Origin of the sequence: Nitrospirillum guanabarense (assembly GCF_034653355.1) — a bacterium.
GTDB lineage: Bacteria > Pseudomonadota > Alphaproteobacteria > Azospirillales > Azospirillaceae > Nitrospirillum.
On record NZ_JAYEER010000004.1, the window covers coordinates 1 to 21516 of the forward strand.

26 protein-coding genes and 1 tRNA gene are annotated in these 21516 nt (G+C 67.4%); 18 read left to right on the top strand and 9 right to left on the bottom strand.

Annotated elements, in window-relative coordinates; all coding sequences use genetic code 11:
* The first annotated feature begins 319 nt into the window (after positions 1-319).
* The 3 genes from UAA55_RS18050 to purB all read left to right on the top strand — a co-directional run bounded on the left by UAA55_RS18050 (position 320) and on the right by purB (position 2493).
* Positions 320-742 carry a Fur family transcriptional regulator gene (locus UAA55_RS18050; RefSeq protein ID WP_004274465.1) on the top strand — a complete coding sequence of 141 codons (423 nt, stop codon included), beginning with the start codon at positions 320-322 and terminating at the stop codon, positions 740-742.
* A gap of 10 nt (positions 743-752) precedes the next feature.
* The gene (locus tag UAA55_RS18055) at positions 753-962 is read left to right on the top strand and encodes a hypothetical protein (RefSeq protein WP_322954496.1); all 210 of its coding nucleotides are present in this window, start codon (positions 753-755) and stop codon (positions 960-962) included.
* Positions 963-1197: 235 nt separating this feature from the next.
* Positions 1198-2493, top strand: a complete 1296-nt coding sequence (purB, locus tag UAA55_RS18060; RefSeq protein ID WP_322954497.1) for an adenylosuccinate lyase — start codon at positions 1198-1200, stop codon at positions 2491-2493.
* A 199-nt stretch (positions 2494-2692) separates the two neighbouring features.
* Here purB and UAA55_RS18065 read toward each other — a convergent pair whose 3' ends face one another.
* The gene (locus UAA55_RS18065; RefSeq protein ID WP_322954498.1) at positions 2693-3013 is read right to left on the bottom strand and encodes a DUF1476 domain-containing protein; all 321 of its coding nucleotides are present in this window, start codon (positions 3011-3013) and stop codon (positions 2693-2695) included.
* 156 nt (positions 3014-3169) lie between these two features.
* Here UAA55_RS18065 and UAA55_RS18070 point away from each other — a divergent pair, with 156 nt between their 5' ends.
* The 3 genes from UAA55_RS18070 (at position 3170) to purS (ending at position 5176) form a co-directional block, all read left to right on the top strand.
* Complete coding sequence (locus UAA55_RS18070; protein WP_322954500.1) at positions 3170-3928, top strand: NRDE family protein; 759 nt, start codon at positions 3170-3172, stop codon at positions 3926-3928.
* A gap of 169 nt (positions 3929-4097) precedes the next feature.
* Positions 4098-4856, top strand: a complete 759-nt coding sequence (gene purC, locus UAA55_RS18075; RefSeq protein WP_088872225.1) for a phosphoribosylaminoimidazolesuccinocarboxamide synthase — start codon at positions 4098-4100, stop codon at positions 4854-4856.
* Between the two features lie 80 nt (positions 4857-4936).
* The gene (gene purS / locus UAA55_RS18080; protein ID WP_145611018.1) at positions 4937-5176 is read left to right on the top strand and encodes a phosphoribosylformylglycinamidine synthase subunit PurS; all 240 of its coding nucleotides are present in this window, start codon (positions 4937-4939) and stop codon (positions 5174-5176) included.
* A gap of 39 nt (positions 5177-5215) precedes the next feature.
* On the opposite strand, the gene UAA55_RS18085 is transcribed toward purS, so the two are convergent.
* Positions 5216-5839, bottom strand: a complete 624-nt coding sequence (locus tag UAA55_RS18085; protein WP_322954502.1) for a TetR/AcrR family transcriptional regulator C-terminal domain-containing protein — start codon at positions 5837-5839, stop codon at positions 5216-5218.
* An 85-nt stretch (positions 5840-5924) separates the two neighbouring features.
* Here UAA55_RS18085 and UAA55_RS18090 point away from each other — a divergent pair, with 85 nt between their 5' ends.
* A complete protein-coding gene (locus UAA55_RS18090) occupies positions 5925-7139 on the top strand; it encodes a TCR/Tet family MFS transporter (RefSeq protein ID WP_322954503.1) in 1215 nt (404 codons plus the stop codon).
* Between the two features lie 21 nt (positions 7140-7160).
* Here UAA55_RS18090 and UAA55_RS18095 read toward each other — a convergent pair whose 3' ends face one another.
* Together UAA55_RS18095 and UAA55_RS18100 are read right to left on the bottom strand one after the other, a co-directional pair.
* Positions 7161-7304, bottom strand: a complete 144-nt coding sequence (locus UAA55_RS18095; RefSeq protein ID WP_322954504.1) for a hypothetical protein — start codon at positions 7302-7304, stop codon at positions 7161-7163.
* Positions 7301-7624, bottom strand: a complete 324-nt coding sequence (locus tag UAA55_RS18100) for a MarR family winged helix-turn-helix transcriptional regulator (RefSeq protein WP_416235237.1) — start codon at positions 7622-7624, stop codon at positions 7301-7303. Before UAA55_RS18100 ends, UAA55_RS18095 begins: the two co-directional genes overlap by 4 nt.
* 217 nt (positions 7625-7841) lie before the next feature.
* Between UAA55_RS18100 and UAA55_RS18105 the strand changes: the two genes are divergently transcribed.
* From UAA55_RS18105 to UAA55_RS18120, 4 genes are all read left to right on the top strand, one after another.
* Positions 7842-9611 (top strand): redoxin domain-containing protein, encoded by a 1770-nt coding sequence (locus UAA55_RS18105; protein WP_322954507.1) that lies wholly within the window; start codon positions 7842-7844, stop codon positions 9609-9611.
* 429 nt (positions 9612-10040) lie between these two features.
* Positions 10041-10232 carry a hypothetical protein gene (locus UAA55_RS18110; protein ID WP_322954509.1) on the top strand — a complete coding sequence of 64 codons (192 nt, stop codon included), beginning with the start codon at positions 10041-10043 and terminating at the stop codon, positions 10230-10232.
* A gap of 2 nt (positions 10233-10234) precedes the next feature.
* Positions 10235-11170: a DMT family transporter gene (locus tag UAA55_RS18115; protein ID WP_322954511.1), complete on the top strand. Its 936-nt coding sequence runs from the start codon at positions 10235-10237 to the stop codon at positions 11168-11170.
* Positions 11167-12228: an alpha/beta hydrolase gene (locus tag UAA55_RS18120; RefSeq protein ID WP_322954512.1), complete on the top strand. Its 1062-nt coding sequence runs from the start codon at positions 11167-11169 to the stop codon at positions 12226-12228. The genes UAA55_RS18115 and UAA55_RS18120 overlap by 4 nt, the downstream gene beginning before the upstream one ends.
* 43 nt (positions 12229-12271) lie before the next feature.
* Here the strand turns inward: UAA55_RS18120 and radC are convergent, their stop codons facing one another.
* The gene (radC, locus tag UAA55_RS18125) at positions 12272-13015 is read right to left on the bottom strand and encodes a RadC family protein (RefSeq protein WP_322954513.1); all 744 of its coding nucleotides are present in this window, start codon (positions 13013-13015) and stop codon (positions 12272-12274) included.
* Between the two features lie 257 nt (positions 13016-13272).
* On the opposite strand from radC, the gene UAA55_RS18130 reads away from it, so the two are divergent.
* On the top strand, positions 13273-13743 hold the full coding sequence (locus UAA55_RS18130) for a hypothetical protein (RefSeq protein ID WP_322954514.1): 471 nt from the start codon (positions 13273-13275) through the stop codon (positions 13741-13743).
* A gap of 73 nt (positions 13744-13816) precedes the next feature.
* Here UAA55_RS18130 and map read toward each other — a convergent pair whose 3' ends face one another.
* Complete coding sequence (gene map, locus UAA55_RS18135; protein ID WP_322954515.1) at positions 13817-14662, bottom strand: type I methionyl aminopeptidase; 846 nt, start codon at positions 14660-14662, stop codon at positions 13817-13819.
* A 231-nt stretch (positions 14663-14893) separates the two neighbouring features.
* Here map and UAA55_RS18140 point away from each other — a divergent pair, with 231 nt between their 5' ends.
* On the top strand, positions 14894-15652 hold the full coding sequence (locus UAA55_RS18140; protein WP_322954516.1) for a competence/damage-inducible protein A: 759 nt from the start codon (positions 14894-14896) through the stop codon (positions 15650-15652).
* A gap of 104 nt (positions 15653-15756) precedes the next feature.
* Positions 15757-15843, top strand: a tRNA-Leu gene (locus UAA55_RS18145).
* A 22-nt stretch (positions 15844-15865) separates the two neighbouring features.
* On the opposite strand, the gene UAA55_RS18150 is transcribed toward UAA55_RS18145, so the two are convergent.
* Positions 15866-16126: a hypothetical protein gene (locus UAA55_RS18150; protein WP_145611027.1), complete on the bottom strand. Its 261-nt coding sequence runs from the start codon at positions 16124-16126 to the stop codon at positions 15866-15868.
* A 170-nt stretch (positions 16127-16296) separates the two neighbouring features.
* Between UAA55_RS18150 and UAA55_RS18155 the strand changes: the two genes are divergently transcribed.
* Positions 16297-17397: a patatin-like phospholipase family protein gene (locus tag UAA55_RS18155; protein ID WP_322954517.1), complete on the top strand. Its 1101-nt coding sequence runs from the start codon at positions 16297-16299 to the stop codon at positions 17395-17397.
* A gap of 162 nt (positions 17398-17559) precedes the next feature.
* On the opposite strand, the gene UAA55_RS18160 is transcribed toward UAA55_RS18155, so the two are convergent.
* A complete protein-coding gene (locus UAA55_RS18160) occupies positions 17560-17982 on the bottom strand; it encodes a YccF domain-containing protein (protein ID WP_322954518.1) in 423 nt (140 codons plus the stop codon).
* Positions 17983-18215: 233 nt separating this feature from the next.
* Between UAA55_RS18160 and UAA55_RS18165 the strand changes: the two genes are divergently transcribed.
* A complete protein-coding gene (locus UAA55_RS18165; protein WP_322954519.1) occupies positions 18216-19493 on the top strand; it encodes a PQQ-dependent sugar dehydrogenase in 1278 nt (425 codons plus the stop codon).
* Between the two features lie 146 nt (positions 19494-19639).
* Positions 19640-19927 (top strand): hypothetical protein, encoded by a 288-nt coding sequence (locus UAA55_RS18170; protein ID WP_322954521.1) that lies wholly within the window; start codon positions 19640-19642, stop codon positions 19925-19927.
* Positions 19928-20140: 213 nt separating this feature from the next.
* Here the strand turns inward: UAA55_RS18170 and UAA55_RS18175 are convergent, their stop codons facing one another.
* Entirely contained in the window at positions 20141-20740 is a 600-nt protein-coding gene (locus UAA55_RS18175; protein ID WP_322954522.1) for a TetR/AcrR family transcriptional regulator, read from the bottom strand.
* A gap of 160 nt (positions 20741-20900) precedes the next feature.
* Here UAA55_RS18175 and UAA55_RS18180 point away from each other — a divergent pair, with 160 nt between their 5' ends.
* Positions 20901-21299, top strand: coding sequence for a RidA family protein (locus tag UAA55_RS18180; protein WP_322954523.1), 399 nt, complete (start codon positions 20901-20903; stop codon positions 21297-21299).
* Positions 21300-21516 lie beyond the last annotated feature (217 nt).

The following is a 21516-nucleotide window of genomic DNA, read 5'->3' on the forward strand; positions in this document are numbered from 1 at the left end:
GGAGCGCCTGGCGCAGATGTCGGACCCCCGGGTGGTGGTGGACACCAGCGGCCTGCACCCCAAGGCCACCCTGGCCGCCAACCGCCTGTCCGAGCGTATCGGCAAGATGGATGAGGCGACGCTGGACCGGCTGCTGCAGCTGATCGGCCCCGCCTGACCGGATGCCCTCTTTGCGGCCGCGTCGTTTCATGCGACGAAGCGGCGGCAGGCTTGCGGACGATTCCGCTCGAACCGGGCGGGCCGCTCGGTTTAGAATGTTTATAGTTTCCCGTCCTTACCGGCGGCAGGTCCACCATTTCCGTCTTTTGGGAGCGTCCCCATGCCATCGCGTCTTGAACAGCTTTGCATCCAGAAGGGCCTCAAGATGACCGAGCAGCGGCGGGTGATCAGCCGTGTGCTGTCGGAAGCCATGGACCACCCGGATGTGGAGCAGGTGTACCGCCGCGCCGTGGAGATCGATCCCAACATCTCCATCGCCACGGTCTACCGCACCATGCGGCTGTTCGAGGAAGCCAACGTCATCGAGCGGCTGGACTTCGGCGACGGCCGCGCCCGGTACGAGGAAATCCGGGACGAGCATCACCACCACCTGATCGACCTGCAGTCGGGCGAGGTGATCGAGTTCCGCAATGAGGAGCTGGAGCGCCTGAAGGAAAAGGTGGCGGCGGAACTGGGCTATGAGCTGATCGGCCACCGCCTGGAACTGTACGGCGTGCCGCTGAACCGCGCCAAGCGTTCCTGAGGGGCCGACCATGGGCTGCCGCGGGGATGCCACGTCCGATTGCTGCCGACCCGCCGTCGTGCGGGCGTACCAGGAGATGCGTGGCAAGGGGCAGCCGGAGAAGTTCTGCCTGGAGGCGGCGATCACCGTCTACCGTTGGCACCACCCCAGCCCGGACGACCTGCCGCCCGAGGTCATGGCCATGGTGACCGGCTGGGTGCATGACGGCCCGCGGCACTGATTCCTGTGGCCTTTGATCGTGACCGGTCAAAGGCTCCCCTCGGCCGTCGGCCGTACCATGGACGACGCGACCGATGAATGGCGCCGCCGGGAGCACGCCGGCCAATGACGGCCGTCACCCTTGCAGCACCCTGCCCTTGCGCCCCTTGCACTGGTCTTTGGGCCCGGGCGCCCGTATGGTCCGGCGCCATCAGCCCCGGCTGAACCTGTCAGCCCTTGAGCAGAGGCGCCGCCCCATGATTCCGCGCTATAGCCGCCCCCAGATGGTCAAGATTTGGGAACCGGAGAACCGGTTCCGGATCTGGTTCGAGATCGAGGCCCACGCCTGCGACGCGCAGGCCGAGCTGGGCGTCATCCCCAAGGAGGCGGCGGCCGCCGTGTGGGAACGCGCCAAATGGGACGTGGCCCGCATCGACGAGATCGAGCGCGAGACCAAGCACGACGTCATCGCCTTCCTGACCAACCTGGCGGAGCATGTCGGCCCCGAGGCCCGCTTCGTCCACCAGGGCATGACCTCCAGCGACGTGCTGGACACTTGCCTGGCGGTCCAGCTGAAAGAGGCGACCGACCTGCTGCTGGCGGACATGGACGCCCTGCTGGCCGCCCTGGCGCGCCGGGCGCAGGAGCACAAGTACACCCCCAGCATCGGCCGCAGCCACGGCATCCATGCCGAGCCGGTGACCTTCGGCTTGAAGCTGGCCGGCCACTACGCCGCCTTCCAGCGCGGCCGCGACCGTCTGGCCGCCGCCCGGGATGAGATCGCCACCTGCGCCATCTCCGGCGCCGTCGGCACCTTCGCCAACATCGACCCCCGGGTCGAGGAGCATGTGGCCGCCAAGCTGGGCCTGACGGTGGAGCCGATGTCCACCCAGGTGATCCCGCGCGACCGTCACGCCATGTACTTCGCCGTCCTGGCGGTCATCGCCGCCAGCATCGACAACCTGGCCACGGAAGTCCGCCACCTGCAGCGCAGTGAAGTGCGTGAGGCTGAGGAATATTTCAGCCCGGGCCAGAAAGGCTCGTCGGCCATGCCGCACAAGCGCAACCCGGTGCTGTCGGAAAACCTGTCGGGCCTGTCCCGCCTGATCCGCAGCCACGTGGTGCCGGCGCTGGAGAACGTGACCCTGTGGCATGAGCGCGACATCAGCCACTCCTCGGTGGAGCGCGTCATCGCCCCCGACGCCACCATCGCCCTGGACTTCGCCCTGTCCCGCCTGACCGGCATGATCGACAAGCTGGTGGTCTATCCGGAAAACATGCAGCGCAACCTGGACATGCTGGGCGGCCTGCACAACAGCCAGCGCGTCCTGCTGGCCCTGACCCAGGCCGGCATGAGCCGCGAGGACGCCTACCGCGCCGTGCAGCGCAACGCCATGCCGGTGTGGCTGGAGGGCAAGGACTTCCGCACCCTGCTGAAGGCCGACGCCGACGTGGCCCGGCACCTGACGGCCGCGCAGATCGACGGCGCCTTCGACCTGGACTACCACACCAAGCACGTCGACACGGTGTTCAAGCGCGTGTTTGGGGAGTAGTTTTTGTTCCCTCAGGCGGCGGGCGCGGGCATCCGCCCGCTTGCCTTGTCCTCGTTTTCCAGTCCGCTGATGCTCCCCCGGAAAACTCCGGCGGACGCAGTCGCGTCCTACAGCGACATGGAATGCCGCTGGTCAAACACAAACAAAAAAGGGGCGCTCCCGTATGGGCCCGCCCCTTTTTTGATGATCTTTTTACGGATCAGTCGGCCATCACTTGCTGGCGGGCCACTTCCAGCGTGTGCTCCATCTCCTTCTCCACGCGGTGGGAGGAGATGTCGATGCCCTTGGCGGTGAAGTCGGCCATGATGCGGGCCAGCACGTCCTGGTGGCCGGGCTCGCGCAGGTCTTCCGAGACCATTTCCTTGGCGTAGGCGGCGGCCTCGTCGCCCGTCAGGCCCAGGTGCTGGGCGGCCCACTCGCCCATCAGGCGGGCGCGGCGGACGTAGATGCGGAACAGCAGTTCCTCGTCATGCTTGAACTTGGCCTCGAAAGCCTGTTCGCGTTCGTCAAAGGTCGTCATCGCTATTCCTCGAAGCACAGCTCTGGGTGGTTTCGATTTCCCCCGGCAGCCTTATATATCGGGTGGTCGCTTGCGGTCTACAGCCCCCGGGGCAATACGCCGCCCCCGGGGCCTTTCCCGAAGCGGCGCCAATACTCTGTCAGGTGCCTTCATCCCATGTGCAGCGTCATCCTCCTCCGCCGTCCCGGCCACGCCTGGCCCCTGATCGTGGCCGCCAACCGGGACGAGATGAACAACCGTCCCTGGCTGCCCCCCGGCCGCCACTGGCCCGACCGGCCGGAGGTGGTGGCCGGCAAGGATGAGCTGGCGGACGGCAGCTGGTGCGGCCTGAACGACACCGGCGTCCTGGCCGCCGTGCTGAATCGCGAGGGCACGCTGGGCCCGGCGGCCGGCAAGCGGTCGCGCGGGGAGCTGGTGCTGGAGGCGCTGGACCATGCCGACGCCCCGGTGGAGGCGCTGTCGGATTTGGACACCCGCGCCTACCGTCCCTTCAATCTGCTGCTGGCCGACAACCGCGACGCCTGGCTGCTGGAACATACAGGGGAGGCGGGGCGCACACGGGTGCGGGTGACGCCCATCCCCGAGGGGGTGTCCATGATCACCGCCCGCGGCTTGAACGCCGCAGACTGCCCGCGCACCCGGCGCTACCGCCCCCTGTTCGCCGCCGCACCGGCGCCGGACCCGGAAACCAACCATTGGGCGGAATGGGAGATGCTGTTGGCCAGTCGTGTCAGCGGCGCCGGGGATGATCCGCGCGAGGCCCTATGCATTGTGACACCTCAGGGCTTCGAGACCACCAGCAGTTCCATCATCGCCCTGCCGGCCATGGACCGCGCCGGGGTGCTTCCCCGCTGGCGCTTCGCCGCCGGCCGGCCGGACCAGGCACCCTTCCTTGATATGGAATTGGGCCGGTAAGTCCGACCGTATAGGCGCCCGGCGTGGGGCGAGGGGTGCCCGACATTGTACAGGACCCCATTGCTTGCTATATCCTCGCCATCAGGGCCGGCCCTCGGGCGCGGGCGTTCCGCTATGCGCACGTCCGCCCGATGCCGCCCGCATCCGTTCGTTCGAAAGAAGTGATCCCATGTCTCGACGCCGGCGGATCTACGAAGGCAAGGCCAAAGACCTGTTTGAAGGGCCTGAGCCCGGCACGCTGGTTCAGTACTTCAAGGATGATACGTCCCATGAGCAGAAGAAGGGCGTCATCACCGGCAAGGGCGTGCTGAACAACCGCATCTCCGAATACCTGATGACCCGCCTGGGCGAGATGGGGGTGCCCACCCATTTCGTCCGCCGCCTGAACATGCGTGAGCAGCTGGTGCGCGAGGTGGAGATCATCCCGGTCGAGGTGGTGGTGCGCAATGTCGCCGCCGGCTCGCTCAGCAAGCGCTTCGGCATTCCCGAAGGCACGCAGCTGCCCCGCTCCATCATCGAGTTCTATTACAAGTCCGACGAGCTGGGCTGCCCCATGGTGTCGGAGGAGCACATCACCGCCTTCGGCTGGGCGGGGCCCCAGGACCTGGACGACATGCTGTCGCTCAGCCTGCGCATCAACGACTACCTGTCCGGCCTGTTCCTGGGCACGGGCCTGAAGCTGGTGGACTTCAAGGTGGAGTTTGGCCGGCTGTGGGACAATGACGAGATGCGCATCGTCCTGGCCGATGAGATCAGCCCGGACAATTGCCGCCTGTGGGACATCAAGACCAACGAGAAGCTGGACAAGGACCGCTTCCGCCAGGACCTGGGCAAGGTCGAGGAAGCCTACCAGGAAGTGGCCCGCCGCCTGGGCATCCTGCCTGAGGGCGGCCCCGGCGACGTCAAGGCGCCCAAGCTGATGCAGTGAGTTCCGGTCCCGGGGGCGATTTCGCCCCGGGCCTTTTCATATCCCTCGTTTTGCGTAGAACCAACCAGGAAGCATCGATCATGAAGGCCAAGGTTACCGTCACGCTGAAGCACGGCGTCCTCGATCCCCAGGGCAAGGCCATCGGCCACGCCCTGCAGACCCTGGGCTTCGACGGCGTGGGCGAAGTCCGTCAGGGCAAGCTGATCGAGCTGGACCTGGAAGAGACCGACCCCGCCAAGGCCAAGGCGGCGGTGGAGTCGATGTGCCAGCGCCTGCTGGCCAACACGGTCATCGAGAACTACGCCATCGAGCTGGTCTGAGTCCCGGTCCGGGGCGGCGCCCGGCCGCCCCGGTGCCCCTTATTCCGCCGGTTTCAGACCGGCGATGAAATAGCCCAGCGCCCGGTCGAACGCGGCGTCCGGGCTGTCCCCCAGGATGCCGGCCATCGCCGCCGCCATCAGTGGCGCCTCGGGCCCCACCTCCGGCAGGGTCTGGCCGGCGCGGTCGGCCGCGTCCGTGGCCCGCGCCTGCTCCTCCAGCACCCATCCCACGACGAAGCGCGACAGCGCGATCATGATGCACAGCGCGTCCGCCGGGGCGAAGCCGTGCCGGCACAGCAGGCCCACCTGCGCCTCCGCCAGCGGCATCTGTTCCGCCAGCGGGCCGGTGCCGGCGTGCACGCGGGCGCCGTCGCGATAGGCCAGCAGGGCGTGGCGGAAGCTGCGGACGTTCAGCGTCAGCCACGCCCGCCAGTCTGCCTCCCCCTCCGGTGGCCACACATGCTTGTGCTGCGCCAGCATGGCCACGGCCATGGCGTCCAACAGCGCGCGCTTATTACGGAAATGCCAGTACAGGGTGGGCGACTGCACGCCCAGGCGCGCCGCCAGCAGGCGGGTGCTGAGCCCGTCCATCCCCACCTCGTTCAGCAGATCCAAGGCCGCGCGCACCACCGTGTCGCGGGTCAGTTTGCCCTCTGGCCGCATGCCGTCCTCCATTCGCGCTTGACTCTCTATCATCGATAGGGAAAATGCAACTCTATCAGTGATAGGGATTTGAAGGCGTGGCGTCATGAACAGGGCGTTGTATGTGGTTTTCCTGGCTATGGCGCTGGATGCGGTGGGCATCGGCATCATCATGCCCATCCTGCCGGGACTGTTGCGCGAAGTGACCGGCACGGACGACGTGGCGCCGCTCTATGGCCTGCTGCTGGCGATCTTCGCCCTGATGCAGTTCTTTTGCGCCCCGGTGCTGGGTGCGCTCAGCGACCGCTACGGGCGGCGCCCCATCCTGCTGCTGTCGCTGATCGGCGGGGCGCTGGATTATCTGGCCCTGGCCTGGTCCCCCAACATCTGGGTGGTGGCGGGCGGCCGCATCCTGGCCGGCGTCACCTCCGCCAACATGGCGGTCATCACCGCCTACATCACCGACACGACGGAAGAGGCGGGGCGGGCCAAGCAGTTCGGACGCATGAGTGCCGCCTTCGGCGTCGGCTTCATCGCCGGCCCAGCCCTGGGTGGCCTGCTGGGCATGGTTTCGCTGCGGGCACCCTTCCTGCTGGCGGCTGGCTTGAACGGCCTCAACTTCCTGCTGGCGCTGCTGGTGCTGCCGGAGTCGCGGCCGGCGACAACGGAGCGCACGCCCATCAAGCTCGGCGCCCTGAACGCCTTCGGCTCCCTGCGCTGGGCCGTCGGCGTGCCGGTGCTGGCGCGGCTGCTGGTGGTTTATGTCCTGGCGGAAGGGGCGGGCCAGTTGGCGGCCTCGCTCTGGGTGCTGAATGGCCAGGACCGTTTCGCCTGGGACGCGTCGGTGGTGGGCTGGTCGCTGGCGGCCTTTGGTTTTCTGCACGCCATCGCCCAGACCTTCGTGACGGAACCGGTGACCCGGCGACTGGGTGAACGGGGCGCCTTCATCCTGGCGGCGGTGGCGGACGGCGTGGCCTACGCCGTCATGGCCTTCGCCACCCATGGACTGGCCGTCTTCCTCATCATGCCGCTGCTGTCCCTGGGCGGCATCGTCGGGCCGGCCCTGCAGGCGCTGATGTCCTTCCGCGTCGGCCAGGACCGGCAGGGGGAACTGCAGGGCACGCTGGCGGCGCTGGGCAGCCTGGTGGGCATTGGCGGCCCGCTGCTCTTCACCGCCGTCTATGGCGCCACCCAGACCACCATGCCGGGTGCCGTCTGGCTGCTGGGCGTGGCGGCCTACGCCATCGCCGTTCCGTTGCTGCCCAGCCGCCGCGCCCTGGCGCCCACTGGGACAACCGCTGGCGCGCCGGCGGGGGAATGAGGCGCGCGCTTCGCCCGCGCGTCAGTCGGCTTTCGCTCCCGCCCTCTCCGCCTCATCCCGGTTCGCCTGGCTGGCACCGGCGTGGACCAGCAGGTTGTCGCGCAGGCGGCTGACCGTCTTCTGGATCACCTTGAACTCCTCCGGCGTCAGGCCGCTGGCCTTCACCAGATTGCGCTGCCCCCCTTTTCCCGCAGCTGGCGGCCGGCCGGGGTCAGGCTGACCCGCACCTGGCGCTCATCCGCCGGGTCGCGGCGGCGCTGCAGATAGCCCAGCGACTCCAGCTTCTTCAGGATGGGGGTCAGGGTATTCAATTCCAGGAACAGCTTCTCACCCAGGCCGCTGACCGTCTGGTCGTCCTGCTCCCACAGGGCGACGATCGCGATCCACTGGGTATAAGTCACGCCCAGTTCATCCAAGATCGCCTTGTAGGCGCGGCCGTACGCTAGGTTCGCGGAATAGACGGCGAAGCACAGGAAATCCGCCAGCTTCGGCTGGGGGGCGGGGGGGCGGCGCTGTCTGGCACCGGGGCGTCAGGGGATGTCATCGGCGTTCCTTCCGATAAGGGCATCGAGGGGGCCTTCCGGCCTGTCGCACCCTATATAACACGCATGCGATTAAATCGGGAATTGACTCTGCATCGGAATAGATGCATTAACAACGCATCCGATCTAAACGGACACGATTAAAATAGGAACCACCATCATGGCCTCGATCCTCCTGGCGTATCTGGCGGGTGTGTTGACCGTCGCCGCCCCCTGCATCCTGCCGCTGCTGCCCATCGTCCTGGCCCCGGCCCTGGCGGACGGTGGCGGCTTCCGCCGGCGGGGGCTGCCCCTGCTGGTTGGGCTGGCAACGGCCTTCGCCGTGACGGCCAGCCTGGCGGCGGCGGGCGGCTGGGCGGTGGCGGCCAACCAGTACGGCCGCGCGATGGGCCTGGCCTTCGTGGCCCTGTTTGGCCTGGCCATGATGTGGCCGGCGCTGGCCACCCGGCTGACGGCGCCCCTGGTGGTGGCGGGGTCGCGTCTGGCTGAACGGTTCAACCCTGGTGCGACCTCCAGGGCCGACAGGACCGTCGCCTCATCGCTGGCGCTGGGCCTGGCCACCGGGCTGATGTGGGCGCCCTGCGCCGGGCCCATCCTGGGTCTGATCCTCAGCGCCGCCGCCCTGCATGGGCCCGGCCCCGATACCACGGTGGCGCTGTTCTTCTACGCCCTGGGCGCCGCCACGCCGCTGGCTGTCGTCATGATTGGGGGCGGCTGGCTAGTCCGCGCCCTGCCGCAAGGGCCCCTACGCTGGGTCGAGGGCATGCGCCGGGTGGCGGGCGGTGCCGTGGTCGCCACGGCGGTCATCAGCGCCGCCGGCCTGGACACCCGCCTGTTCCTGGGGGTGCCGGCCCTGCCCACCGACCGGGTGGAACGCGCGCTGGTCAAGGTGTTGGGCGCCCATGACTCCGGTGTGGCCCATGCCGCCACCCTGCCGGCGACCAACCCATCCCCACAGCCGCCGCTGACCGGCCCCCTGACCGATGTGCTGAAGGCCAAGGCCTGGGTCAACACCTCCGGCCTGGCGTCCGGTGACCTGCGCAGCCATGTGGTGCTGGTGAACTTCTGGACCTATTCCTGCATCAACTGCCTGCGCACCTTGCCCCATGTCCGCCAGTGGGCGGCGCAGTACAAGGACCAGGGCTTGGTGGTGGTGGGCGTTCACACCCCGGAATTCGCGTTCGAGCGGGATGTCGACAACATCACCAAGGCTGCCGCCACGCTGGACGTGACCTACCCGGTGGCGGTGGACAACGACTATCGCATCTGGCGCGCCTTCGACAACCAGGCCTGGCCCGCCCTGTACCTGATGGGCGCCGATGGCCGCGTGATCTACCAGGCCTTTGGCGAGGGCGATTACGACAAGACGGAACGCGTCATCCGCAAGGCGCTGGCGGACGCCCAGGCCACGCCCGCTGCCCAAAGTCCCGCTGCCCAGGTGAAGGTCGAGGGCACCCAGGCCGCCGCCGACCTCAACGACCTGGGCTCACCCGAGACCTATGTCGGCTATGGCGAGGGCCAGCGCTATTCCGGTGGCGACGACATCGTGGCCGACGCCCCCGCCCGCTACCGCCCGGCCGGCAGCCTGCGCCTGAACCGCTGGACCCTGGGCGGCGACTGGACGGTGGGCCGGGAATTCGCCACGGCCGGCCAGGCCGGGGCCCGTATCGCCTACCGCTTCCACGCCCGCGACCTGCACCTGGTGCTGGCGCCGGGCGCCGATGGTCAGCCCGTCCGCTTCCGGGTGCGCATCGACGGCGCCGCCCCCGGCGCCGACCACGGCACCGACGTGGACGCCGACGGCGTGGGCACGGTGCGCGCCGCCAAGCTGTATCAGCTGGTCCGCCAAGCCGGCCCGGTGGCCGACCACACCTTCGAGATCGAGTTCCTGGACCCCGGCGCCCGCGCCTATGCCTTCACCTTCGGCTGATCCGCAGCCCGGCTTCGTTGCGGCAGGCGGCGCTCGCGGGTTTCGGCTTGGCGCCCTCGAGCACGAGGCGGTGCGCCCCCACCTCGCTACTGGGCGGCTCGTCCGCGTATTGCAGAGCTACGAAACGCTCGCGCGTCCCATTCACCTGTTCTTTCACCCGGTCGGCGATAAACGTCCAAGCTGAAGAGTTCTATCGAAATGGTGGTGGAACAATTGGGAACGAAGATGGCTCGACCGCATTGATAGTGCCGGTCGTGCTCCGCCGTCGAACCGTTCTCCACTCCAAGTGGCGGGATCGTTTACAGGCGACGCATAGGGTGCCAACGCTGACGATGGAGGACGGGGTGGCGATGTCGATCAGTCCGACGTCATCCCTGAATTCATAGGCCGGCAGTCACACCACTCAAATCTCTAGCTCGGGGACCTGACATGAGCCGCTGGTCGGCGAGTTTCTGCGTCATGGCAATGGCCTCGGCGATCGGTGGCAGGGTCGCCGGAGCCAACCCGCACCAGCAGACGCACGAAATTATTCGTGTTCATCGTCGACGCCATCTCGAACACGCCGATCGAGTGGTGGCCAAAATCACCGGCTTATTTGATGAACTGAGGACCGGAGTGTGACCGTGACGGCGGAAACCGTCAGCATGCACAGAGGGCTGGTCGTCCTCGCGGTCGGTTATCAATGGTTCTATAACGGCGCCAACTTCTTGGCGTTCAAGGTCGCCGGGAGCTTCCTGCATCCGCTGATGGTGGCGGCGCTTCGCTTTTCACTGGCTGCACTCATCCTGCTACCCTTCGCGGTCACCCGTTGGCGGCGCTCGCCACCGTCTGGCCGCGAATTGGCCTGTGCGGCACTGGTCGGCGTCATGATGCTGGTGGCAAGTCAGGCGGTCGCGATTTGGGGCACCCACTTCCTGCCGGTGGGCGTCGCCGCTGTGTTCGGCTCGTCCGCGCCGCTCTTTCTGGCCCTGTTCGCATGGGCGGTGTTGCATCAGCCGCTGACGGGCCGTCAGGTCGCCGGGGTCATTATCGGCTTTGTCGGCCTTGTGCTGATGGGCTGGACGTCCGCGACGGGCGGTGACTTCCGGCCAATCGGCGCGGTGCTCGCGCTTTCGGCGGCGGCCGCCTGGGCAGCCGGCTCACTGCTTGCGCCACGACTGGCGCTGCCGCGCGACCCCGTGATCGGGCTTACCGTGCAGCTGGCCGTGTCAGGCATGGCGCTCGGTGCGATTGTCACCGTTTCAGGGATCGCCGCTATGACCCATTTCGCGCACGTTCCCCTCTCGGCATGGGCGGCGGTGGCCTTTCTCATCGTGGCGAGCACGCTCATTGGTTACGCCGTGTTCCTAATGCTCAACCGAGCCTCACCGACCCTAGCCAACACCTTCAATTATGCCGCGCCGGTCGTCGCCCTACTGCTCTCCGCGCTTCTACTGCACGAGCCTCTGACCGTCATGAAGCTCGGGTCGGGCGCGATCGCACTGGCGGGCGTCGCCCTGATGATCGATCGCAAATCGCTCGATCAACAGCGGCGGGCCGACCGGAGTTCTCGATCATGACCACCGCGTTTCAATCCAATCTGGTTTCGCGCACCTTCTGTACGCCCCGTCATACGACGCATTATCTCGAAAGCGGGCCGGCAACCGGCCCACTGATGATGTTTCTCCACGGTTGGCCGGAGCTCAGCCTGATCTGGCGTGCCCAGATCGAGGTGTTCGGCGCCGAAGGCTGGCACTGCGTCGCACCCGACATGCGCGGCTATGGCGGCTCCTCGATCCCTGCCGCCAGCGATGCCTATGCCAACGAACATGTGGTGGCTGACATGACGGAACTCCACGACCATCTCGGCGGTGAGCCGGCGATCTGGATCGGTCATGACTGGGGCAGTGTCGTGGCGGGCTCGTTGACCGCGCATGAGCCCGGCCGCAGCCGCGGCGCCGTGCTCGTCTCCGTGCCTTATTTCCCCGACGCCAACGCGCTGGCCACGCTCATCCCGCTGGTCGATCGGTCGATCTACCCGGCCGACCAGTATCCGGACGGCCAGTGGGACTACTACCGCTATTATACGACGCATTTCAACTCAGCGGTTGCGGACCTCGATGCGGACAAGGCCTCGTCGCTGGCGTCGATTTTCCGGGCGGGGAACGCCGCCAGCGTAGGGAAGCCTGCCCCGAATGCGATGGTCACACGTCAGGGAGGGCGCTTCGGCGCCGCCCACCGCGCACCTCCGACAAAACCCGACCCGGCGCTCTGGCCGCCGGCCGACTTCGACGTGCTGGTGCGATCTTTCGAGGCGCATGGCTTCCGCAGCCCCTGCGCGTGGTATCTCAACGATGAGGCAAACATCGCCTACGCCCGCAAGGCACCAAACGGCGGCCGCATTTCGCAGCCGGTGCTGTTCGTCAACGGCGCGTTCGATCAGATGAATACCATCACCGGCAATCACCTGGGCGACCCAATGCGGGCAGCCTGCACCGACCTGACCGTCATAAACCTGGCCGGCGCGCACTGGTTGCCGGTGGAATGCAAGCTGGAACTCACCCAGGCGATCAGGGCGTGGGTGCGGCTGCGATGGACTGACGCCGCGCTTTCCAAAAGATCGGACGATGGCGAATAGCTCATGGCCCGGAAAGGCTGAGGCAGGCCATCCACCGGGCCGGCTACATCAGGCCGGCGGAACGGAAGCTGAAGTGCCGGCCCTGGCCGATGATCAGATGGTCGTGGACCGCCACCTCCAGGGCCTTGGCGGCGTCGGCGATGGCCTTGGTCATCTGGATGTCCGCCCGGCTGGGGCTGGGATCGCCGCTCGGGTGGTTGTGCACCAGGATGATGCCGCTGGCGCCCAATTCCAGCGCGCGCTTCAGCACCTCGCGCGGGTAGGCCGCCGTCTGGTTGACCGTGCCGCGCTGCTGCACCTCGTCACGCAGCAGCGCGTGCCGGCCGTCCAGGAACAGCACGCGGAACTGTTCCACCGGCTCATGCGCCAGGGCGCCCTGGCAGTAATCCAGCAGCTTCTGCCAGGACGACAGCACCGGCCGGTCCAGCAGCTCCCGCCGCGCCATGCGCAGGGCGGCGGCGGCCACCACCTTGATGGCGCCGATGGCGGCGTCGCTCAGCTTGAACTCGTCACGCAAGGTGGCCACTGGCGCCGACACCAGCCCCCAGAAGGAACCGAATTGGTCCAGCAGCTGCTTGGCCAGGGGCTTCACGTCGCGCCGGGGGATGGCCTGGAACAGCAGCAGCTCCACCAGCTCATAGTCCTGCAGGGCTTCCGGTCCCTGGCTCAGGAAACGCTCGCGCAGGCGGTCGCGGTGGCCGTGATAGTGGGGCGGCGGTTCCTTCCCGGCCGCCGGGGCCGGAAGGTCCAGTTCCAGTATGGCGTTCTTGTCGTGCTCGCGGCCCATGCCCATCCCCTGCTACCCGCGCAGGCAGTATAGGGGGCTGGCGGTGCACCTGCCAGGGGTGGCGGGAAACGGGGGATCGGTCAGGAATTCCCGGCAAAAGCTGCCTTGCCCGCCATTGGTTGACGGGCGCCGCCGGGTCGCCGCTTTGGGGCGCCCGGCCGCGACTCGCTGGATTCCCTCGCGGCATCAGCCCAGCCACTGTCTGGCATATCTATTGCTTTGGGGTTACTTCGCCTGACCAGAGGAGTCCAGCCGCGATGTCCCACCTCATCCCCCTGTCCGCCGCCAAGACGTCCCGTACCGACAAGTCCTTGAACGCGGGTGAGGACCGGGGCTTGGAACCCTTGCCCGGCATTCCCCTGGTGGAGGAGGAGCGCCTGCGCCGCTACGCCCTGTCGCTGGGCGATCGCGCGCTGTCCGAGATTTTGACCCTTTACGCCGAGTGCCTGGTGGATGCCGGCGGCGCCCTCGACCTGGCGCTGCAGCGCGGCGCCGTGGACGGCGTGCGCCATTACGCCTATCTGCTGACCGGCACGGCGGCGGAGATGGGAACGCCGCGCCTGGCCCACATCAGCCGCTTCCTGGCGCGCCGCGCGGGGCAGGGGGTGGCGGAGACCGGCGCCCTGGCCTCCCTGCGCCAGGTCCTGACCCACACCCAGGCGGCGGTGGGCGATTTGCTGGAACACCATCATCAGGTGGCGCAAGGACCGCAGGTCGCCCGCGCCTGATCCCGCGCCATAAAACGAAAAACCCCGCCCGGGGCGACCAGGGCGGGGTTTTTCCTTTACCGGCGGCTCCGGATCAGGCCTTGGCCGCGTAGGGCGGGTGGTGGAGGCCGGCCGGCGACAGGGTGAAAATCTCAAACCCGTCCTTGGTCACGCCCACCGTGTGCTCGAACTGGGCCGACAGGCTCTTGTCCTTGGTCACGGCGGTCCAGCCGTCGGACAGGATCTTCACGTCATAGCGGCCGATGTTGATCATGGGCTCGATGGTGAAGATCATGCCTTCCTTCAGCTCCGTGCCCTGGCCCGGCTTGCCGAAATGCAGGACGGACGGGGCGGTGTGGAACACCTTGCCCACGCCGTGGCCGCAGAAGTCGCGCACGACGGAGAAGCGGTTGCCCTCGGCGAAGGTCTGGATGGCGTGGCCGATGTCGCCCAGGGTGGCGCCGGGGCGCACCGCCTGGATGCCGCGCATCATGGCCTCATACGTCACGTCCACCAGCTTGCGCGCCTTCAAGGGGATGTCGTCACCCACGAAGAACATGCGGCTGGTGTCGCCGTACCAGCCGTCGACGATGACGGTGACGTCGATATTGGCGATGTCGCCCTTCTGCAGGCGCTTGTCGCTGGGGATGCCGTGGCAGACCACATGGTTGACGGAGATGCAGCAGGACTTGGGGTAGCCGCGATAGCCCAGGGTGGCGGACTTGGCGCCGTGGGCCTGCGTCCATTCCTCGCACAGCCGGTCGATCTCCTCCGTCGCCACGCCGGGCACGACGAAGGGGGTCAGGTAGTCCAGCAACGCGGCGGCCGTCTGGCCGGCCTTGCGCATGGCGGCGAAGCCTTCTTCGCCATGGATGACGATGCCGCGGTCTTCCAGTTCGTACTCTTCGTCCGCGGCGGCGGCCGCTTCGCCTCTGTTCATGCTCTCAAATCCGTTCGTTGGGGGGCCGACCGGCCCAGCCCAGCCATACAACCGCGCCCGGCGCCATCGCGACCGGGACACACGTCCCGAAACTTAGGCGCGCCACGACGCCACGGCAAGGCAATCCGGGGCAGGGCAGGCCTCCGAATTGGTTCCATCGGCGGTTGGCGGGCGGCCATTTCCCCCTATAATCGCGCCGCCTGTCCTGTCCCGTGACGAAAGCCCGCTTCGATGACCGCCCCCACCGCGTGCCTCATCATCATTGGCAATGAGATCCTGTCCGGCCGCACCCAGGACGTGAACCTGAACCATCTGGCCCGCGTGCTGGGCGGCATGGGCGTACGCCTGAGGGAGGCGCGGGTGGTGGCGGATGACGAGGCGGCCATCATCGAGGCGGTGAACCAGACCCGCGCCCGGCACACCTACGTCTTCACCACCGGCGGCATCGGCCCAACGCATGACGACATCACCGCCGCCTGTGTCGCCAAGGCCTTCGGCGTGCCGCTGCTGCGCCATCCCGAGGCCGTGCGCCGGCTGGAGGCGCACTACGCCGGCACGGGGCGGGAGCTGAACGAGGCGCGGCTGCGCATGGCCAACGTGCCTGAGGGCGGCATCCTGATCGACAACCCGGTGTCGGCCGCCCCCGGCTTCCAGATCGGCAACGTCTTCGTCATGGCGGGCGTGCCGGCGATCATGCAGGCCATGCTGGCCGGCCTGACCAACCGCCTGGTGGGTGGGCCCGTGGTGCTGGCCCGCACCGTGCGCTGCCTGGTGGGGGAGGGGGAGTTGGCCGGCGGCCTCAGCGCCATCCAGGACCGCTATCCGGACGTGGACATCGGCAGCTACCCCACCTACCGCGAGGGCCGCTTCGCCACCAGCCTGGTGCTGCGCAGCCCGGACGTGGAGCGCCTGGGGGCCGCCACGGACGAGGTGGCGGCCCTGGTGCGCGGCATGGGGGCGGAGCCCGAGGTGGTGGAGGGCGCGGCCTGATCGGGGCGGGCCCCGCGTTCGACACACGCCGCCCGTCCCGCGCGTCACCGGCCTTGCCCTGCCGGCCCCACCTTCGCTAGTGTCCAGCGGCCTCGACCCTGGATGCCCGCTTGGCGGAATTGGTAGACGCAAGGGACTTAAAATCCCTCGCCCTCACGGGCGTGCCGGTTCGATCCCGGCAGCGGGCACCAGGGTGGGGCCTTCTTTCCTAAATCACTGCTCCCGCTCTTCCGCCATGTCCTCGGCCAGTTCGCTGGCCAGGTCGACGAACAGGCCGGGATCGACGGTCAGGCCCTGGGCCTCGTTGATGCGCACGAAGATGCGCCAGGCGTGCAGGATGGCCACGTCCAGGATGGTGTCGTCGGCCTCTTCCGAATGCTTGTCGGTGATGCCCCGCTCCTCCAGGGCCGCCTTGATATCCAGGTCGGCGGCTTCCAGCACAGCTTCCATGGCGCGCTTGTGGGGGGTGGACATGATGGCAACTCCTTGAATAACAATCAGATGCTTGGGACATGACATCCGCCGCCGGCGCCGTGCCGGCGGGGTGTTGGGAAACCATCATAGCGGATGGCGCGGACGCGAAGCCATGCGCGGGTTTGAGCGGTGTTTCAAGCCGAAACTTGAGCGGTTTTAGGGGGAAGGACGTGGCGCCTGCCTTGCGTTTCCTGGCTGGGCCCGAGGCCATGGCCCGCCTGCGCCGCGACGGCGTGTCGGATGAGCTGTTCGGCACGGTGGCGGGGGCCTCCGGCGGGCCGAAATGGCTGGCGCTGACCCGCCTGGACCGGGCCATCCTGTCGCGTTGGTTCCAGGGCCGCACCCGGCCCCTGGCCATGGTGGGCAGCTCCATCGGCAGCTGGCGTTTCGCCGCCATGGCGCGGCGGGACCCGGCGGCGGTGATGCGCCGGTTCGAGGAAGCCTACCTGGCCTACGTCCCCTCCGACGCCACCATGCCGACCCTGACGCGGGAGAGCCGCGCCTTCCTGGACATCATCCTGGGCTCGCCTTCCGGCGCCAATGAAGGCGACCGCAAGGGTGCCCGGGAAATCCTGGCCCATCCCGCCATGCGCCTGTCCGTGCTGGCGGTGCGGGGGCGGGGGATGCTCGGCGCCCGGCATCCCGCCTGGCTGGCCGCCGGCATCGGGGCGGCGGGCCTGGCCAACCTGGTCAGCCGCCGCAGTCTGCCCCTGTTTTTCCAGCGCACCCTGTTCGCCGACCCGCGCGCGGCCGATCCCTTCGACCTGGGCGCCGGCTTTCCCACGCGGCGCCTGCCGCTGACCCCGGCCAACATGGGCGACGCCCTGATGGCCTCCGGCGCCATCCCTTTCCTGCTGGAATTGGTGCGCGACATCGGCGGGGCCGGCCCCGGTGCCTACATGGATGGCGGCATCATGGATTATCACCTGGACATCCCCTTCGTGGCGGAGACGCCGGGCAGCGAGCTGGTGCTGTTCCCGCATTTCGGGCCCAAGGTGGTGCCGGGCTGGTTCGACAAGGGCTTGGGCTGGCGCCGCCCGGCGGCGGCCTCGCTGGCCCGCACCCTGCTGCTATGCCCGTCGGAAGAGTTTCTCGCGTCCCTGCCGCACGGCAAGATCCCTGACCGCCGCGACTTCAAGGCGCTGCCGCCCGCCGAGCGCCAGCGCTACTGGCGCCAGGCCGTGGCCGAGACCGACCGCCTGGCCGATGAATTCCTGGACGCCGTCGACCGCGACCGCATTCCCGACCTGCTGGAGCCGCTGCGGGGCTGAACGGCCGCCGCCCGTTTTCCCAAGGCGACCGTGGTCGCTTGAGGAACTGAATAGGCCGCGACCGCGGCCGCCGGAGCGAGCACCGCAGGGCGTAGCGAGGACAAGCCAAGGGGCGGATGCCCCGCCGGCGCTTGAGGCACAAAAACTCCGGCGTTTGAGGACCTAATAACGCGGCATCCCCATGGTTTCCACCGGCACGATGGCCTTGCCGATGGGGGCCAGCGCCAGCACGGCGAACTTGAAGTGCTGGATGCCGAAAGGGATGCCGATGATGGTCACGAACCAGAACACGCCGGCGAAGACGTGGTAGAGGGCCAGCCACCAGCCGGCGAACAGGAACCAGACGACATTGCCCAGGAAGCCCAGGGGGCTGGTGCCCAGGTCCTCGCGGCCGGTCAGCACGCGGCGGTCCACCGCCATCTGCCCGAAGGGCCACAGCACGAACAGGCCCATGTTGAAGGCCGCCCGGGCCCAGGGGATGCCGACGACGCTGATCACCATCAGGATCGCGGCCATGAACCAGGCCAGCGCGCCGGTGAACCCGAACAGCACCACCCACAGGATGTTCATCAGCAGACTGATCATGACGCGCAGGCCCCGCTTGTTGCTTCCCAGGACCCGATCATTCCCCAACGGGGCCGTGCCGTCCAGGACCACACCGGCTTAAGCGGGGGGAACCACCTCATCAAGGCGGGGCTGTGACGGCGATGACTTGCGGGGCGCGGCATTCCGGCCTATCCCAAGTTGCGACCTTGCGAACGTGGTTAAAGTCACCGACAGTGACAACGTTATCATCCCTCCGCATATCCGAGCGACCCATGCGCCGCAGCAGCCTTGCCGTCCTGTCCGTCCTCAGCCTCAGCCTGGGGGCCCTTGCCCCCGCCTGGTCTTCCGCCGGGGCCGCGACCCCCGCCGGCGATCCTGAGCAGAAGGTGGGGCAGCGCATCCAGATCCGCGCCGCCGACCTGCCGGCCCCCTACGCCACCGAGGGCGTGGGCAATTCGTCGGAAGAGGTGGCGCGTCCGGATGGCGCCCACCTGAACGTGCCCAAGGGCTTCACCGTTTCCGTCTTCGCCACCGGGCTCAGCCGCGCCCGCAACCTGGCGGTGGCGCCCAATGGCGACGTCTTCCTGGCCCGCCAGGCCACGCCGGGTGAGATCACCCTGCTGCGCGACAGCAAGGGCACGGGCACGGCCGACCAGGTCATCACCTTCGCCGCCGGCTTCGACCGCCCCTACGGCATCGAGTTCCATGACGGCTACCTCTGGGTGGGCGACATCAAGGCGGTGTGGAAGATCCCGTACAGGGACGGCGACACCAAGCCGGCGGGCGACCGCGTCCAGGTGACGCCGGACGGCGCGCTGGGCCAGCCCAAGGGCCACCCCACCCGCACCCTGGAGTTCGCCCCAGACGGCAAGAGCTTCTTCGTCGGCATCGGCTCCGTGAGCAACATCGCCGAGGATCCCAAGCCCCACGCCACCGTGACCGAATTCAACATGGACGGCACGGTGAAGCGCGTTTACGCCTCCGGCACGCGTAACCCGGTGGGTCTGCAGTTCTACCCCGGCACCGACGACCTCTACGCCGTGGTGAACGAGCGGGACGGCCTGGGCGACGGCCTGGTGCCCGACTACTTCACCCGCCTGCAGCCGGAAGGCTTCTACGGCTGGCCCTATTCCTACATCGGCAACCATCCCCAGCCGGACTTCGCCGACAAGCGGCCGGACCTGGTGGCCAAGGCCATCGTGCCCGACCTGCTGTTCGACCCCCACTCCGCTCCGCTGGGACTGCTGTTCTACACCGGCCACCAGTTTCCGGCCGACTACCAGGGCGGCGCCTTCGTCACCCTGCACGGCTCGTGGAACAAGGCGAAGCCCACGGGCTACAAGATCGTCTACGTGCCCTTCACCCATGGCCGCCCCGCCGGCCACTACGTGAACTTCGCCACCGGCTTCTGGCTGCCCGGCACCAATCCGGCCCAGGTCTGGGGCCGCCCGGTGGGTCTGGCCATGGCGCACGACGGCAGCCTGCTGGTGGCGGATGACGTCGGCGGCACGGTGTGGCGCATCAGCTATCACGCGAAGGGCCAGTCGTAAGCCGTTCTATTGGCAAGACTTGGAGGCCGCTTAGAGTCCAGTGGCAATGAAAGGGGCGGTGGCGGTGGGCAATTTCTGCCGCCGCCGCCCTTGTCCAATTTGCAAAATGAGCATATATGTTGGGGTGGCTAGAGGAGGCCAGTCCCATGTCGATCGGCGGCATCAACTTCTACAGCTCTGGTTACGGCGCGACGTTTCTGACGTCCGGTGTCGGTTCGACCACCGATGCCTCCAACACGCAGGTGCAATCCATTTCCCCGGTCAAGACCCAGGGGACCTCGGACCAGGGCACCGACCAGGCCAACACCGACAACACCGCGTCCAACAGCAGCAGCGGCGGCTTCACGCAGAACTTCAGCCCGACGCAGGACCAGGTGAAGGCGGCCTCGGATACCGGCCGCACCCGTGGCGCGTTCGTGAACCTGACAGTCTGAGCCCACCGATTGCCGGGCGCCTCGGGCGTCCGCACCCAAGGGTCGACAGCATCCGCTGCCGGCCCTTTTTGTTATACGTCCCTTTTGTCGTCCGTCGAAACCAACGGCATCAGAGGCTCATGCCACTATAGGGCGCGGCCGCTGGAGATTTCCGGGAACGCAGTGGACTGGAAAGGGGGATAAGCCAGGCCATGGCATCCCGAAAAATGGGCATCATCCCGGCTGCGCAAGAAGGCCACTGGCCAGATGTTGGAAGGCCTCAACGGCTTTCGGGAAAACCTCCTTCGGCTCTTCGCTGGCCGCAATCCAGAGCGCCGCGTTGAGTGCCGCGCCGTTCACAAGCCGGGCCGCGGCCTCGGTGTCCACGGGTTTCAGAATGTTTTGCCCGACAAGCCGTTCCACGGTTTCTTTCGTCGCCTGCAAGCAATTGTTCTGGCTGGGCCACCGCGAGGGATCTCCAAGGACCGCCGGTCCATCGAGCAGAACAATCCGCTGAACTTCGGGATCGAGCGCCATTTCGATATAGGCGGCCCCTTCGGCCAGCAGGCCCTCCCAATCGTCTCCCGCGCGGGCGCCAATCTCCCGCGCCCGTGCCGCCATCTCAGCATCGATCTGATGAACAACCGCAGCCAGAAGGCCGCGCTTGTCCCCGAAGTTATGGTAAAGCGCCCCACGCGTCAGACCGACTTCGGCGGTCAACTCATCCATGGAGGCGGCGGCGTATCCCTTTTCGGCGAAGGCCCTCCGCGCCGCCGCGATCAGCCTCGCGCGGTTCTCCTTCATTTTCTCAACGCGTACCTTCGCCATCGTCATCGTCCCGCTAAATTCATATACGTTCCGTATGTGGATTGACATACGGAACGTATATGATTATCTCACATACATCGCGTATATCAAAACAGAAGGTGATGTGCGGGCCGGACGGCCGCCTGCCTCCCTGCGCGACCGGCGATAATGAAAAGGAGACCATGAGATGACGCGGCGCGAAGCGATTTTCCCTGCCAACAGGCATGCCCTTTACGAGGCGCACGGTTATTCGGCCGCGATCCGCTCCGCCGACCTTCTCTTTGTCTCAGGACAGGTCGGCAGCCGTTCCGATGGCACCCCCGAACCTGATTTCGGACGCCAGGTTCGGTTGGCATTCGACAACCTGCGGGCCACCCTGGAAGCGGCCGGCGGCTCATTCGCCGACATTGTCGATGTGACCACATTCCACACCGATCCGGAGAACCAATTCGAGACCGTCATGGAAGTCAAGAACCAGATCTTCAGCACCGCGCCCTATCCCAACTGGACGGCGGTCGGGGTAAGCTGGCTTGCAGGTTTTGATTTCGAAATCAAGGTGATCGCGCGCCTCCCCGACAAGGCCTAGCCTCGCCGAGGCTTCTGTGAGCGGCTTTATCCCGGCGGTCTTCCCGGGAGTTGGCGCCGGTACCTCGATCGCCGGCACGGGCGGGCGAGGGACCTTGCCGTTGACGGGCTCGCGGGCCTTGTGGGGAGTTCCGGTCTCCCGCCTGCCATCGCTTCCGATGATCCGCTGGATGCGGCGGCACGAGATGTTGACTCGTGCCGTTGTAGCCCGCGACTGC